The sequence below is a fragment of the Halotalea alkalilenta genome, from assembly GCF_001648175.1.
Lineage (GTDB): Bacteria > Pseudomonadota > Gammaproteobacteria > Pseudomonadales > Halomonadaceae > Halotalea > Halotalea alkalilenta_A.
The window spans coordinates 398,650-412,029 of record NZ_CP015243.1; the positions used below are offsets into that span (position 1 = coordinate 398,650).

Consider the following 13,380-nt stretch of genomic DNA (forward strand, 5'->3'; position numbering starts at 1 on the left):
GGCCGGGAAACCAAAGCCTTCCCCTTCGTTGTCTCTTGGGTCGTCGCTTCGAGGTGATATTTTGCTAGCAGGCTAAGTTTTTGCTTCCGTGCTCGGCATCGCGATCGACCTCCCTTTCCTGGCCAGCGAATACCTCGAGGCGGGTAGGAGCGATGACGTAGAGGCGGGTCTGTCCACCGTTCTTGAGTCGGTAGTTCTTCTGCCATTTGCCGGCATCGCGTTTGGCGATGGCTTCGGCGGCGGCGAGCGCCTTGACGATACGATCGAGCCCGAACCCCGGCGCGGCCTCGGCGAGCCCGGCACGGTTGAACAGGTACAGCCGCTGGTCGTCGTGGAGCTCCCAATAACCGGCGCGCTGATTGACCACCACGAAGCTATCGATGCAGGAGAAGCGGCTATCGCCGTGGCGGTCGATGAAGTCGGCGATGCTGGCGAGGATCTGGCGATCCTCGGCGTTACCGTCGCCCACCCGGGCCAGCCACTCGGCGAATAGCTGGCGGCAGGCATTGAGCGCGTCGCCCTCCTGCCAAGGGAGCAAGGCCTGGTCGATGGCCAGCTCCCCCGCCAGTGCGATCAAAGCGAAGCGATCGGCGACCCGGCCTGCCTGAGCGTTATGGACGTCGAAGCCGTTGCGGATCTCGGCGAAGCGGGTACACAGCCGGTCGAGGTCGTCATGCTCGAGCAGCCGCTCGACGAACACCGGGCCGGCATGACCATAGCTGCCATGGGTGGCCACGGTCAGGGTGCGGTGGAATTCCTCGCCGCTCAGCCCGTGGAGGTCATCGAAGGCACGATGGCGGCGAGAGCCGGCGTTGACGTCGACCATGCGCAGCTCGGCGCCGGCATGGGCCGGGTTGCCGGAGATGGCGGCATGCTCACTCAGCGAGCGCTCGCCGCTGGAGAGCGCCAGCAGTCGCCAATAGAGCTTGGGCCGCCCTTCGCGCTCGCGGGTCATCGTGCCCTTGCCGGTACCGTTGGCGATCGCATAGGCCATCTCCTGCACCCGCTTGGGATCCGCCCGCTTGATCTCATCGAGGATCAGGATGGTGTCGTTCCGGCCGGTCGCCTCGATCTCGACCCCGCCCTTGGAGATGTCCCACGAGGCGGCGAACACGCCGGGATCACCCCAGACCGAGGCGGCGACCAGCTGGGCGAGTGATTTCCCGCTCGAGGAGTCACCAACCAGATGCACGCCGCCGCCGTGGACGCCGACCTTGTAGAGCAAGGGGCCGGCGAGCGCACAGCACAGCGACAGGATCAGCACCGGGTTGCCGAGGCAGGGCCTGGCCACCTCCGCCTGCCAGGCGTCCAACGTGCCGGCCTGGGTGAACAGGCGCGCCCCGCGCCCGCTCTCCTGGTAGCGCACCTCGGCCTCGCCGATGATCCGACCCGGCAGCACGAAGGCGCCGGAAGCGGCGTGCCAGCCCGGTTTGGTGGTGGTGGCCAGCACCTGGTCGAGCCGGTGGTGGCTGGCGATATAGGCCGGGATCAGCTTGCGCTGGTAGTACTCGACCACCAGGCCCTGGCGCATCAGCGCGCGCAGCAGCTCCTCGCCCTTGCCAGCGAGCGACTCCATCGCCATCACCCATTCGACGGTGCGGCCGCGATAGTCGAAGCGCAGCAGCCGGCCGACGCTGCCATCCTCACTGTCGACGGTCTCGGCGACCACGAACAGCGGCGCGCAGATCCAATGATCGACCGGGATCCCCCGGTCATCGCCGGGGCTCTGCTTGAGGCCGTGGTACCAGGTGCCGGCGGCGAAGTGCTTGCCTTCGACCGTGGTCGGCTCGGTGTAGACCGCGAAGCACGGACGCGGCGGCATCAGGCGTTCGACGGGCATCGATGCACCTGCCGACGTGCCGGGCTCGGTGGTCTCCACGAGTGCGAGCGGCTCTTCGCCACGCCGGGGCGTTGCTTTGCCTTGTGCCGGGAACCGCTCGGTCGGGCGAGGCACTTTTTCATGGGAGCGGCGACTCATGGGCGGCCCTCCTCGCCGAAAGCGTCATTCATCGCCACCTGACTGGACGGGTCAGGAAGCAGACCGAGCCGCCAGCGATAGAGGTCGTTGAAGTCGGTCAGCCCGTCCGGGCTCCCTACTGGCCAGCGAGGAAACACCACCCGTGCCCCGTGCGTCTCAGCAGCGACGATCGCCGCCTGACGCCCGGGATTGCCGTCGGTCTGGCGGTCGTCATCGCCGGTGACGATCAGCCGGGCGGCGGCGCCATAGCGTTCGCGCAGGCGGGCCACCACCGCGGCGAGGTTGCCGGCATGCATCGCGCAGGCGACCGCCCGTCCAGTGACGTGATGCAGGGTCGCGCCGGTGGCCCAGCCCTCGCAGATGAACAGTGGCGCCCCCCGGGTGACGCGGCCAAGGGTGGCATAGGCGCCGGCGACCCGGCCGCCGCGCAGGAAGCGCTTGCGGCCGTCGATGCCGATGCATTGCAGGTTCACCAGTCGCCCGTCGCCGTAGAGCGGCACCAACAGAGTGCCGTCGCCACCCTGGCGCAGCTTGAACGGCGGCAGCGCCTTGGCCACCAGGTAGGGATGCGAGGGACTGGCCGACTGCGCCGCGTCCCACAGCCAGCGCGCACGGCGCTCGGCATCGCGATGGCGGCGGCGCTGCTCGGCCTGGGCCTGGCGCTCGCGCTGCGCACGCTCAGCGATCGCCTCGGCGGATGCGGGCGCTGCCCCGCTATCGCTTGGGGACGATGAGGAAGCGAAAGCACCGAGCCCCAGGGCACGATCGATCGCCATCGCCGCATCGACCTGGCGGCAGCCGTGCAGGTAAGCATACAGCGACACCAGGTCGCCGCCGTGGGCGGCATGTGAGGCGAAGTCGTTCCACTTGCCGCTGACCAGCGAAACGCCGAAGGAACCGGCCGCACGGTCGCCGCGGGCCGGGTTGCGAGCGACCCACTCGCTACCCTGGCGCTTACCCTCGGGCAGCCAGGTGGCGACCAACCGCTCGGCGGCCGGGAGCGCCCGCTGGGCCACGGCGCGGATCTTGGCGAAGGTGGCGTGTTCACTCATCGCGTGGTCCTCCCTGCCCGGGGGCCTCCGCATCGTTGGCGGCAAAGCTCACCCGCCGGACGATGCGTTCAATGTTGTCGAGGAGCTGGCAGGCACGCGTGCTGGTCACGGTGATCTCGCCGGCGTGGACAAGCGCGATACAGGTACCCAGCAGCAGATGGAGGTTTTCGGTCAGTTCGGAGCCCAAAGCCACCGCCTCGCGGTAGCGCTGGGAAGTGCGTGGGCATTCGCTTGCCTCGAGCGTGGCCGGATCGGCGATGGCCACCGCGAACCGCTCCTCGATCACGGTAAGCGACTGCTCGAAGCACTGCGCCTGCGCCTCGGTCAACCAGCCAGCCGCGTGGGCGAGCTGAATCTGGCCATGGGTCATCCAGATATTGGCGACCCGCGTCGCCCGCGAGGCGGTGAACACCGCCTCGAGGCGCCGCTCGAGAAGCTGTGCGACGCTCGGCCGGGGATGCTTGCGGGTAACCAGTGTCAGAGGCGGCTTAGCCATGGCACACCTCGCGGGCTTTCGATGGGCTAATGGCGTGCTTGTAGGCGTAGTCGATCAGCTCGAGCGCATCGTCCAGCAACAGATGTATCGCGTTGGCGATATGGTCGATGTCGCTTGAGTCGGCGTGCTTCGACGACATATTGGCGAGCGACCACATCAGGTCTCGCGCGCTTTGAAGGCGATACTCGCCATCTTCGTAGATCTCTTCGAGCCCTACGCTGGGATCGATGCGGCGCCCGCGCGCTAGGACGGAGAGCTGCGGCGGAACGTAGACGTGCTCAACCATGCCTCACCCCCTCCCCTGCGCTGGCGTGGAAGGCATGGCCGAGCAGGCACTCGGCATCGGCGGCCAGGTACTCGGCGGCCACGGTGATGGCGTGGAGGTCGGCTTGGCCGGCACCGTCGAGGTCGTGGCGATTGATACAGGCGAGCAGCTCGAGCACGGCGCACAGCCGGCGGCTGCCATCGTCGAACAGCGCGCGGGCACTGGCGTCGGGATGCACGGTAAGGGTGAAGGGATTAGCCATGCGCCACCTCCGATGCCTGGAGCTGGTCGAGGATGGCGGAGAGAGCGTCGAATTCTGGGGTGGGGAGTGCGCCGAGGGCTTGGGCCATCGCCAACATGCCGAGCAGTTGCTCGCGCTGTGCGGGACGGCGATTGACGCGATAGACGATCAGCCGGGCACCGAGCTGGGCGACGGCGATCTGTTGAAGCGAGGGGGTAAAACGCGGACGTGCAGATGCACGTGAGGCGTGAATGGCCATGGGGCGTAACTCCTAGAGTAATGGAGTCGCCACCGATCCTTCTCACAAGATTGGGGGCGACCGTACGCGGGGTGAGAAACCGGCACTCTAGGAAACCGGCCGGGCCGAAGCCCGCCCACGCACGGCCGCCATAACACATTGCAGACACAAAAAAAGCGCCAGCAATGATTGGGGCGCTACTGCGCCTAGAGTCACTCGGGTTCTCACGCCCGGTCGCAGATTTTGCTGCGACGGACGCATGATAGCGAGACCCGTATGGCCTCGGCAAGCCGGGCGAGGAATCGGTGATGCCGTTGGTCCGCTGTGCGGGAACAATATCGAGACCAACGGAAGTGTCCACGCTCGGCGTGTGCGTGATAACCTGAATACGATGATTGGTTGGATATGCCCTGGCAGCGTTGGCCCGCTGACCAGGGTTTTTGCGTTGTTTGGGCACGAGAAGGCTCCTTCCGCCCGATGGCAAGCATCGGGCAGTGATCGAATCGAGGTGGTTTAAAGCGAACTAAGGCGGGACTTAGTAATCGACTTCGATAGCGGCGGTGTCGTTGGCGGCATGGCGGTCATCCAGCATCACCACCGAGACGAGACCGCTTGCGCCATAGCGTTGGATCCGTGCGCCGGGCCGCTGGGTGGCGTCGACCAAAGCGGCCTGGATCGTGTCGATATCTTCCTCGGTGAAGCGTAGCGATTGGCCGGCGACGGTCATGGTGAAATGTTTCATGCGCGGGCCACCTGGCAAATCTCGAACGGTGTGTTCAGGGCTTGGTTACGGGCAGCTACCCTCTCGGCAATCCAACGATCAATCTCGACCTCGAGCCAAGCGACGCTGTTTTCGCCAATCGGCACCGGCGCGGGGAACGTGCCCTTGCGCATCTCGGCATAGATCGCCGAGCGGCTCTTGCCGGTCTTGAGCTCCACCTCCTGGCGGCGCAGCAAGCGGTTGCCGAGCTTGAGCGCATCGACGGGGGTAAAGGGGCGGTCGGATTCGATGTGCAGCATAGTGTTGGCGTCTCCAGGGCCTGGGTTTTAGGGTCCAAGCAGGGGCTTCGGGGCGTGACCAGCTCGGGACAGACATAGCTTGCCGAGGACCGATGAGGACTGCGAGCACCTGGCTATGTAGCATCGTTCTCTTACACAGATATCGGGAGGAAAATCCCATGTTCCCTATTTTACTCACTTATCGAGTGAGTGGATGCTAGCCATGTAGACTGCATGGCACCGTATAGGCACACTACGGCCCGCTGAAGTAGCCATGCCCACGCCAGCGATTCATTGGCTTGTAATAGACCTCTGACAACCGGCCAATGCCTGCGCAGAAGTGAATCAAAGTGAGCCGTTTCGAAGCGCTTCTGGCACCCTAAAATCGGGCTACAGTCTGCGCCGTTACTGGCTTCGCTGAAGATCATGGAGTGAATCAAAAAACTACCCCTGCGCAAAACGCAGGCGCGGGGGAGTCTGCGCGGCGAGGGGACAGTGGAGCAATCGCGCCAAAACTACCGATCCAGCATGCAACCACATACGCGTGCGGCCCGCACGCCTGATCCACGACAGCGAAGAGAAAGGTCGGCGATGACTGAAAAGACCAGCAATCGTCCACAGGCGGCGAGTGGCTGCCGTAAACGCAATGCCCGCTGGATGTGCCCCTATTGCGACAGCCCCACCCGTATCCGCACCAGTAGGCAGGTTGAAGAATTCGAGGTCCGAGGGCTAATCGAATGCACCGAATGCACTTGGCGGGGTCATTTCCGCGCGGAAATCTACGAGACAGCCTCGCTGAGCGATTCACCTAGCGCAGAAGGGCGCTATGTGTCACTGCCGTATTCCCGATGGCTTCGGGATGCCCTAGACCAAGCACACCTCAGCAATGTGCCAACGATGGCCAAACGCATCCGTAACAAGTAATCACTCAGATCGACCGTCGCTGAATCAGTTACGCGATCAAGCGCTGTGCTTATCGACTCCCTCACGGAGATAGCCATCGAGCAGGTCCGCCCACTCCTGCATCATCCTCGGTCGCTGCTCAGGCGACATGTGCATGGCGTGGACGTAGACGCCCTCGATCCCGGGCAGCTTGTGGGAGAGCTGAAGCTCGATCCATTCGCGTGGGAAGCCGCGTTCCTTAAGCCCGGTGGCGATGACGTGGCGGGTGCCGTGGGGCACGTGACGGCCGGCGTAACCCATGCGCTTGAAAGCCATCCCCAAGGTCATTTCGGAGATTGGCTTGCGGGGATCGCTGCGGCCGGGAAACAGCAGCGGATAGTGCCCGGTGATCGCGCGCAGCTGCTCGAGTACGGCGAGAGCTTGGCGAGGTAGTGGTACTTGGTGGGCGCGGCCCATCTTCATCCGCTCGGCGGGCACGTGCCAGACGGCCGCCTCGAGGTCGAACTCCTTCCAGTGCGCCTGGCGCAGCTCTCCAGGGCGAGCAGCGGTGAGAAACAGCAGCTGCATGGCGTACTTGACCATCAGGCCACCGCGATAGTCATGAATCGCGCGGTAGAGCGCGGGCACCTCCTCCTGGCTGACATGGGCGAAGCTGCGCTTGCCAGGACCGCGCTCGAGCGCGACGCCAAGATCACTCAGCGGATTGTTGGCCGCCCTGCCAGTGACGATGGCCAGGCGGTAGATATCACGGCAGAAGAAGTGCACGCGGCGCTTCTGCTCGTGCTTGCCTTGCTCTTCCAAGCGCTTGAGCACCGCGAGCCACTCCAGTGGCTTGATCTCCTCGATGGGGCGATCACCGAGGAAGGGGAAAACGTGGAGCTCGAGCACCGCCCAACTCAGCTGGGCGCGCTTGGAGGTCGCCTTCCAGCGCTTAGAGGCATTGTCATGCCACTCCTTGGCCAGCAAGCGCAGCGTATTGCGTTGGGTCTCGGCATGCTCCTGCTGGTCCTGCTTACGCTGTTCGCCGGGATCGATGCCCTGCTTGACCAGCCGCCGCGCGTCGAGCGCCTGTTCGCGCGCCTGAGCCAGACTCACCTCGGGATAGTGGCCAAAGCTCAGCATGTTGCGCTTGCCGTTGGGCCGGTAGTAGCGCCAGCGCCAGCCCTTGCGCCCGTGGGGGAAGATGACCAGCTGCAAGCCATAGCCATCGGTCAGGGTGATGGTCTTGTCGCCAGGCTTGGCGAGCTGGACCTGTCGCGCGGTGAGAGCCATAAATAGGTATACGATCTAAATCTAACTGGGAAATATACCCAATTCTATACCTATCGGAGGCTGGAATGCCAAGGAACGCCCAGAACGGGAAAAGCCCCGAAAACTAGCTAATTCGCTGTTTTTCGGGGCTTTTTTGGCCTCGCGAGGAACCGCGAGGAAGGTATACTGGCGCGCCTGGCGAGATTCGAACTCACGACCCCTGCCTTCGGAGGGCAGTACTCTATCCAGCTGAGCTACAGGCGCACATGCGTTTCCAACTGGAAACAGCGCGTTATCGTACGTGGTGCGGGCGCGTCTGTCTACCTCGTTGATCTCGGCGGGAGGCGCTCGATAGGGTTACCCACATCCCTTTATGCGCAGCTGAGCTTACGACTGGCTGTGGATAACTCATCCTTCCGCGCAGGCCGGGCTACGCTGAGAACGAGGGTCGATTTGGCGTCGACTCCAACTCCAAGTGTGACTCTAACCGATGACGATACCGGAGGTTCACTCCTCGAGGAGGTTGGCATGGCACTGCGCTCCGCTTCCCGACCGTTACGCACTTCTCCCCATCCCCGCCGCTTCAGGGTAAGGGCTTCACCATCGATGAGGCGCCGCCAAGGCCTGTGGCGGCTCGCTTGGAGCCTGCCGTTCGCGCTGGCCGCGCTGCTGGGTTTGATCCTGGCGTTCCACCTCCAGGCGGCGCAGCCCGATGGCGAGGCGATCTTCGACGCCAACTGCGCCGGATGCCATGAAAGCGGCAGGGGCCCACAGCGCGGTGACATCGAGCGTTTGGCGCGGCTGTACGACCAGGGCGTCGAGACGCTCTACGCCAATGCGCTCAATGGCACCGGTGGGATGCCGGCGCGCGGTGGCAATGCCGCGCTCAGCGATGACGAGGTGTTCGCCGCGGTCGACTACCTGTTCAGGCCCATCACCGCGCAAAGCGATTGAGCGCCCGCCTCAACCCAAAAGCGATCTGAGTCCGGCGATGGCGCTGGCGCCGCGCTCGTGTTTCTTCTCGGGGTCTTCCTTGTCGGCGCGGCCTTCCCATTCGAGGATTTCGTCGGGGAGTTCGTCGAGGAAGCGGCTGGGGGTGCACTGCATCATCTCGCCGAACGCCTTGCGCTGCTTGGCCAGCGTCATGGTCAGGGTGCGCCGGGCGCGGGTGATGCCTACGTAGGCGAGCCGGCGCTCTTCTTCGACGGTGCCGGATTCGATCGCGTTGCGGTGCGGCAGCAGGTCTTCCTCGAGCCCCATGATGTAGACATGGGGATATTCGAGGCCCTTGGAGGCATGCAGGGTCAAAAGCTGGACGCGGTCGGTGTCGTCCTCCTCGGCCTGCTGATCCATGATGTCGCGCAGTACCAGGCGCGAGATCGCGGCTTCGACGTCGTCGGTCTCCCCTTCCTCGCCCTCGGCATCGGTGGGAGTGACGTTGTCGCCGGGACGCATCGAGCGTTCGAGCTGGTCGATCAGCGTCCAGACGTTCTGCATCCGCTTCTCGGCGACGATCGGGGCGCTGGCGTTCTGGTGCAGCCAGGCTTCGTAGTCCATCTCCTCGAACATCTGGCGGATCGCGCTGATCGCGCTGCCCTGGTCCATCCGCCGGCGCACCCCTTCGAGGAACTGGTTGAACCAGCCGAGCCGCTGGATCGCTTTTTCATTCAGCACCTCACCCAGCCCCAGCTCCGCGCAGGCGGCGAACAGGCTGGTCTCGCGGGAGGCGGCGTAGTTGGCGAGCTTCTCGATCGTGGTCGGGCCGATCTCCCGGCGCGGGACGTTGACGATGCGCAGGAAGGCGTTGTCGTCGGCCGGATTGATCAAGAGCCTGAGATAGGCCATCGCGTCCTTGATCTCGTTGCGCGAGAAGAACGAAGTACCACCCGAGAGCTTGTAGGGAATCTGGTAGTGCTGGAGCTTGAGCTCGAGCAGCCGGGCCTGGAAGTTGCCGCGATAGAGCACCGCGAAGTCGCGCCACTTGGCACCGAGCTTGATCCGCCGGGTGAGGATCTCGCTCGCCACCCGCTCGGTCTCGGCCTCTTCGTTCCTGCACATCACGATGCGGATCGCGTCGCCTTGGCCCATCTGTGACCAGAGGGTCTTCTCGTACACATGGGGATTGTTCGCGATCAGGGTGTTGGCCGCCTGGAGGATCAGCGCGGTGGAGCGGTAGTTCTGCTCCAGCTTGATCACCTTGAGCCTCGGGAAGTCTTCGCCGAGCTGGACCAGGTTCTCTGGCCGCGCGCCGCGCCAGGCGTAGATCGACTGATCGTCGTCGCCGACCACGGTGAAGGTCTCGCGCTCGGCCATCAGGAGCCGCACCAGCTTGTACTGGCTTGAGTTGGTGTCCTGGTATTCGTCGACCAGCATGTAGTGGATCCGCCGGCGCCAGCGTGCGAGCGCTTCTTCGTCACGCTCGAACAGTTTGGCCGGCAGGTAGATCAGGTCGTCGAAGTCGACCGCATTGTAGGCCTTGAGGTGGCGCACGTAGGCCTCGAACACCCGAGCGGCGAAGGCCTCGTCTTCGCTGGCCGCGTGGGAAAGCGCATCCCCAGGCGTGACCAGGTCGTTCTTCCATGCCGAGATGGTGTGCTGGATGCGGTTGATCTGGTCGGCATCGACCTGGGCATCCTTCTGCATCAGATCGCGCAGCAGCGCCTTGGCATCCTCGGGATCGAACAGCGAGAAGCCCGAGCGATAGCCCAGGCTCTTGAGCTCGGCGCGGATGATGTTGAGCCCGAGGGTGTGGAAGGTCGACACCGTCAGCCCATAACCGGTGCGCCCGGGGAGCATCTTGCTCACCCGCTCCTTCATCTCGCGCGCGGCCTTGTTGGTGAAGGTCACCGCGGCGATCTTGCGCGCGCTCATTCCGCATTCGCGAATCAGATAGGCGATCTTAGTGGTGATCACGCTGGTCTTGCCGGAGCCGGCACCGGCAAGCACCAGGCACGGGCCGTCGATGTAGCGCACCGCTTCCTGCTGGCGCGGATTGAGCCTGTTGACCTGCGACTTGATGTCATCGCTCATCGATCCGCTCCTGCTGGGCTGGTCGGCACGGCGCCAGTGAAACCGAGCTGGCGCCAGGATTCGTACACCATCACCGCGCAAGCGTTGGAAAGATTCAGGCTGCGGCTGTTCTCGCGCATCGGGATACGCAGACGCTGGGCTTCGGGCAGCGACTCGATCAGCGCCCTCGGCAAGCCACGGCTCTCGGGGCCGAACAGCAGCGCATCTCCCGGCGCATAGCGCGGCGCGTCGTGGGCCAGCCGACCCTTGGTGGTGATCGCGAATATCCGCTTGGGCGCGATTTCGGCGAGAAAGGCCGGATAGTCGGCATGCACCCTGGCCTGCGCCCACTCGTGATAGTCGAGCCCGGCCCGGCGCAAACGCTTGTCATCGAGCTCGAAACCGAGCGGTTCGATCAGATGCAGCCTGAAGCCTGTGTTGGCGCAGAGACGAATGATGTTGCCGGTATTGGGCGCGATCTCCGGCTCGAAGAGGACGATGTCGAGCATGGGTGGCGTCGGCCTGGGAGCTGTTCAACCTGGAAATGGGAGCGAAGCATGCATGCGACCCGCAGCGCGGGCGAGAAAAGATGATACCGCATGGCTCGATGGGGCGCTCGTCGATGCCCGCTCGATGCTCATTCCTCTTCTGGATCGTGATCGAACAGCTGGCCGAGCTCAGCAGACCGCCTCGAGACCCACCTGTATCCTGGGTAATCACAGCGTCTAGCGCGTAATGTAGGACGACTTCCTTGCATGGCTCGGGCGACTGCTGCGTGAAGCGAATCGGCGTTGGTCTCCGAACCGGTAGCGTCTTAAAAAGATATTAATGAGCCTACCGCATGATTTCCTAAAAGCTCGTGCTTGGGTATGGATCCACATGACATGAACCTTCTCCTCGTTGAAGACGACCAGATGCTGGGCGAGTCCATTTGCGACGGCGCACGCCAAAGCGGCTGGCACATTGACCATGTCGGTGATGCAATTGCGGCGCGCAGCGCGCTGATAGACCATACCTATGCTGCCGTTCTGCTCGATATCGGTCTTCCGGGAGACTCGGGCCTGTCCGTGTTGCGTTCCATGCGTGGGCGTTACGATGCCACGCCGGTGCTGATCCTCACCGCACGCGGCCAACTCAGCGAGCGCATCGCCGGCTTGGACGCAGGCGCTGATGACTATCTGATAAAGCCATTCCAGTTCGATGAACTCTGGGCGCGGGTGCGCTCGGTGGTCCGCCGCAGCCAGGGGCGTGTCGTTCCGGTATTTACCTACGGCGACGTGCGCATTGACCGCAGCAAACGCGTAGTCACCAAGGCCAGTGTCGAGGTCGCCCTCAGTGCCCACGAATACCGCACTTTGCTCGCCCTGGTCGAGCGGGCCGGCCATGTCGTCACACGCGACCATCTGCACAATGTCGTTTACGGTACGTCCAGCAACGTAGAGAGCAACACCATTGCCGTGTTCATCCACCAGCTGCGCCGCAAGCTCGGGGACGACCTGGTCCGGACCGTTCACGGACTCGGGTACGTCATTGGGCAGCCAACCGCATGAAGTCGCGCTCCTTCAACGCGCAACTGATACTGGTGATCGTCGCGGTCATCGCCCTTTGCTGGGCGGTAGTGCTCGGGGTCGTGCTCACGCAGTTCTCGCTCAACCGAGCCAGCACTTGGGATGAGAAACTCGGCGCCATAGCGACCCAACTACTGGTCACGATCCCCGCCGATAGCGATTTCGACGGAGAAGGCGGCCCGGGGCTCAAGCTGCGCACGGCCCCAGGCACCGAGCACGAGCCTCTCGTGTTCCAGATCTGGGTCGATCGCAACCGGATGGTCGCCGGTACTCCAGGGGCGCCCGAGTCGCCGCTCCAGCCTGACTTCGCCGATGGCGCAGCCTCGACCCTGGTAGAAGGCCAAAAGTGGCGTGTCTACTCTGCATCCGATAGCACCGGGCGGGTAACCGTCCAAGTGGGTAATCTTCAGAGCGCCGTAGACGCAGACATGCGCCACGAGGCAGCCCACGCGCTTGTGCTGGCAACGGTGTTGCTCGTGATCGCTGGTTTCATCATGTGGCTCGTGAGCCAAGCGGCACTAAAGCCGGTTCGCGCACTAGGGGTGGCGATGCGCCATCGCCGTCGCTTCGATTTCACCCCCTTGCCGCTGGATCGCCTGCCGCGGGAACTGCATCCATTGGTCGACTCCTTCAATCACGTCCTCAGGCAACTCGACGAGGCCATCGAAGGCGAGCGTCGCTTCATCGGCGATGCGGCCCATGAACTACGCACCCCCTTGTCCGCTTTACAGGCACAGGCCGAGATCGCACTGGGAGCCACCGATCCCCAGAACAAAGATGCCGCGCTCAGAAAGCTGCTGGTGGTCGCCAGGCGCAGCACAAGGCTGTCCGAGCAGCTGCTCGATCTGGCGAGCATCAATGCCGGCGCCAAGGCGCCCAGGCACGTACCGGCCGATCTGAGCAAACTGGTGCAGCACGTCGCCCAGGAGTTCGAGGTCTACGCCAGCCTGAACCAACGCTCGCTCTTCCTCGATGTGCATGCCTGCACGATCTCGTGCGACATCGATGAAATCGGCATTCTGCTGCGCAACCTGATGCACAACGCCATGCGCTACACCTGCGAAGGAGGCAACGTGCTCGTGCGCTGCGGTTACCAGAAACCCTCGGGGAACGAGCCGGTGCCCATGGTCTACCTGGAAGTCGCAGATGACGGCCCTGGCGTTCCGGCCGAGGAGCGCGAGGCCATCTTCGAGCGCTTCCACCGGGTCGCGGGCACACCCGTGCGCGGCAGCGGTATCGGCCTGTCGCTGGTGGCGGACATTGCCGAGTCGCACAATGCCACCATCCAGACCGGCACCGGACTGGAGGACCGAGGGCTCATGGTGCGCATTGTGTTTCCCGGCGTTGACGAGCCCCAGCTCCCTGAGTGATCCACACGAT

At 64.0% G+C, this 13,380-nt stretch carries 14 protein-coding genes and 1 tRNA gene; 3 read left to right on the forward strand and 12 right to left on the reverse strand.

Features of this window, described 5'->3' with window-relative positions:
• Window positions 1-64: 64 nt before the first annotated feature.
• The 10 genes from A5892_RS01785 to A5892_RS01830 all read right to left on the reverse strand — a co-directional run bounded on the left by A5892_RS01785 (window position 65) and on the right by A5892_RS01830 (window position 7,687).
• A complete protein-coding gene (locus tag A5892_RS01785) occupies window positions 65-1,840 on the reverse strand; it encodes a DUF927 domain-containing protein (RefSeq protein WP_064124246.1) in 1,776 nt (591 codons plus the stop codon).
• Between the two features lie 134 nt (window positions 1,841-1,974).
• Window positions 1,975-3,030 (reverse strand): toprim domain-containing protein, encoded by a 1,056-nt coding sequence (locus A5892_RS01790; RefSeq protein WP_064121331.1) that lies wholly within the window; start codon window positions 3,028-3,030, stop codon window positions 1,975-1,977.
• Entirely contained in the window at window positions 3,023-3,526 is a 504-nt protein-coding gene (locus tag A5892_RS01795; protein ID WP_064121332.1) for a hypothetical protein, read from the reverse strand. Before A5892_RS01795 ends, A5892_RS01790 begins: the two co-directional genes overlap by 8 nt.
• A complete protein-coding gene (locus tag A5892_RS01800; protein WP_064121333.1) occupies window positions 3,519-3,812 on the reverse strand; it encodes a hypothetical protein in 294 nt (97 codons plus the stop codon). Before A5892_RS01800 ends, A5892_RS01795 begins: the two co-directional genes overlap by 8 nt.
• Window positions 3,805-4,053, reverse strand: coding sequence for a hypothetical protein (locus A5892_RS01805; protein ID WP_064121334.1), 249 nt, complete (start codon window positions 4,051-4,053; stop codon window positions 3,805-3,807). Before A5892_RS01805 ends, A5892_RS01800 begins: the two co-directional genes overlap by 8 nt.
• Window positions 4,046-4,291 carry a hypothetical protein gene (locus A5892_RS01810; protein ID WP_064121335.1) on the reverse strand — a complete coding sequence of 82 codons (246 nt, stop codon included), beginning with the start codon at window positions 4,289-4,291 and terminating at the stop codon, window positions 4,046-4,048. The genes A5892_RS01805 and A5892_RS01810 overlap by 8 nt, the downstream gene beginning before the upstream one ends.
• Before the next feature lie 514 nt (window positions 4,292-4,805).
• Window positions 4,806-5,012, reverse strand: a complete 207-nt coding sequence (locus A5892_RS01815; RefSeq protein WP_064121336.1) for a hypothetical protein — start codon at window positions 5,010-5,012, stop codon at window positions 4,806-4,808.
• The gene (locus tag A5892_RS01820; RefSeq protein ID WP_064121337.1) at window positions 5,009-5,290 is read right to left on the reverse strand and encodes a helix-turn-helix transcriptional regulator; all 282 of its coding nucleotides are present in this window, start codon (window positions 5,288-5,290) and stop codon (window positions 5,009-5,011) included. Before A5892_RS01820 ends, A5892_RS01815 begins: the two co-directional genes overlap by 4 nt.
• A gap of 939 nt (window positions 5,291-6,229) precedes the next feature.
• Window positions 6,230-7,444, reverse strand: coding sequence for a tyrosine-type recombinase/integrase (locus tag A5892_RS01825; protein WP_064121338.1), 1,215 nt, complete (start codon window positions 7,442-7,444; stop codon window positions 6,230-6,232).
• Between the two features lie 166 nt (window positions 7,445-7,610).
• Window positions 7,611-7,687, reverse strand: a tRNA-Arg gene (locus A5892_RS01830).
• Window positions 7,688-7,951: 264 nt separating this feature from the next.
• On the opposite strand from A5892_RS01830, the gene A5892_RS01835 reads away from it, so the two are divergent.
• The gene (locus A5892_RS01835; protein WP_082890219.1) at window positions 7,952-8,377 is read left to right on the forward strand and encodes a c-type cytochrome; all 426 of its coding nucleotides are present in this window, start codon (window positions 7,952-7,954) and stop codon (window positions 8,375-8,377) included.
• Window positions 8,378-8,386: 9 nt separating this feature from the next.
• Here A5892_RS01835 and rep read toward each other — a convergent pair whose 3' ends face one another.
• Window positions 8,387-10,453 (reverse strand): DNA helicase Rep, encoded by a 2,067-nt coding sequence (rep, locus tag A5892_RS01840; RefSeq protein ID WP_064121340.1) that lies wholly within the window; start codon window positions 10,451-10,453, stop codon window positions 8,387-8,389.
• Window positions 10,450-10,941: a tRNA (uridine(34)/cytosine(34)/5-carboxymethylaminomethyluridine(34)-2'-O)-methyltransferase TrmL gene (gene trmL / locus A5892_RS01845; protein ID WP_064121341.1), complete on the reverse strand. Its 492-nt coding sequence runs from the start codon at window positions 10,939-10,941 to the stop codon at window positions 10,450-10,452. The genes rep and trmL overlap by 4 nt, the downstream gene beginning before the upstream one ends.
• A gap of 375 nt (window positions 10,942-11,316) precedes the next feature.
• Between trmL and A5892_RS01850 the strand changes: the two genes are divergently transcribed.
• Complete coding sequence (locus A5892_RS01850) at window positions 11,317-11,982, forward strand: response regulator transcription factor (protein ID WP_064121342.1); 666 nt, start codon at window positions 11,317-11,319, stop codon at window positions 11,980-11,982.
• On the forward strand, window positions 11,979-13,370 hold the full coding sequence (locus A5892_RS01855; RefSeq protein ID WP_064121343.1) for an ATP-binding protein: 1,392 nt from the start codon (window positions 11,979-11,981) through the stop codon (window positions 13,368-13,370). The genes A5892_RS01850 and A5892_RS01855 overlap by 4 nt, the downstream gene beginning before the upstream one ends.
• Window positions 13,371-13,380 lie beyond the last annotated feature (10 nt).

Bases quoted from the DNA above. Each gene is read 5' to 3' on its own strand.
- A5892_RS01805 (WP_064121334.1), bottom strand. From the start codon at position 4,053: ATGGCTAATCCCTTCACCCTTACCGTGCATCCCGACGCCAGTGCCCGC.
- A5892_RS01820 (WP_064121337.1), bottom strand. From the start codon at position 5,290: ATGCTGCACATCGAATCCGACCGCCCCTTTACCCCCGTCGATGCGCTC.
- A5892_RS01795 (WP_064121332.1), bottom strand. From the start codon at position 3,526: ATGGCTAAGCCGCCTCTGACACTGGTTACCCGCAAGCATCCCCGGCCG.
- rep (WP_064121340.1), bottom strand. From the start codon at position 10,453: ATGAGCGATGACATCAAGTCGCAGGTCAACAGGCTCAATCCGCGCCAG.
- A5892_RS01835 (WP_082890219.1), top strand. From the start codon at position 7,952: ATGGCACTGCGCTCCGCTTCCCGACCGTTACGCACTTCTCCCCATCCC.
- A5892_RS01825 (WP_064121338.1), bottom strand. From the start codon at position 7,444: ATGGCTCTCACCGCGCGACAGGTCCAGCTCGCCAAGCCTGGCGACAAG.
- A5892_RS01800 (WP_064121333.1), bottom strand. From the start codon at position 3,812: ATGGTTGAGCACGTCTACGTTCCGCCGCAGCTCTCCGTCCTAGCGCGC.
- A5892_RS01815 (WP_064121336.1), bottom strand. From the start codon at position 5,012: ATGAAACATTTCACCATGACCGTCGCCGGCCAATCGCTACGCTTCACC.
- A5892_RS01790 (WP_064121331.1), bottom strand. From the start codon at position 3,030: ATGAGTGAACACGCCACCTTCGCCAAGATCCGCGCCGTGGCCCAGCGG.
- A5892_RS01785 (WP_064124246.1), bottom strand. From the start codon at position 1,840: ATGCCCGTCGAACGCCTGATGCCGCCGCGTCCGTGCTTCGCGGTCTAC.
- A5892_RS01810 (WP_064121335.1), bottom strand. From the start codon at position 4,291: ATGGCCATTCACGCCTCACGTGCATCTGCACGTCCGCGTTTTACCCCC.
- A5892_RS01850 (WP_064121342.1), top strand. From the start codon at position 11,317: ATGAACCTTCTCCTCGTTGAAGACGACCAGATGCTGGGCGAGTCCATT.
- trmL (WP_064121341.1), bottom strand. From the start codon at position 10,941: ATGCTCGACATCGTCCTCTTCGAGCCGGAGATCGCGCCCAATACCGGC.
- A5892_RS01855 (WP_064121343.1), top strand. From the start codon at position 11,979: ATGAAGTCGCGCTCCTTCAACGCGCAACTGATACTGGTGATCGTCGCG.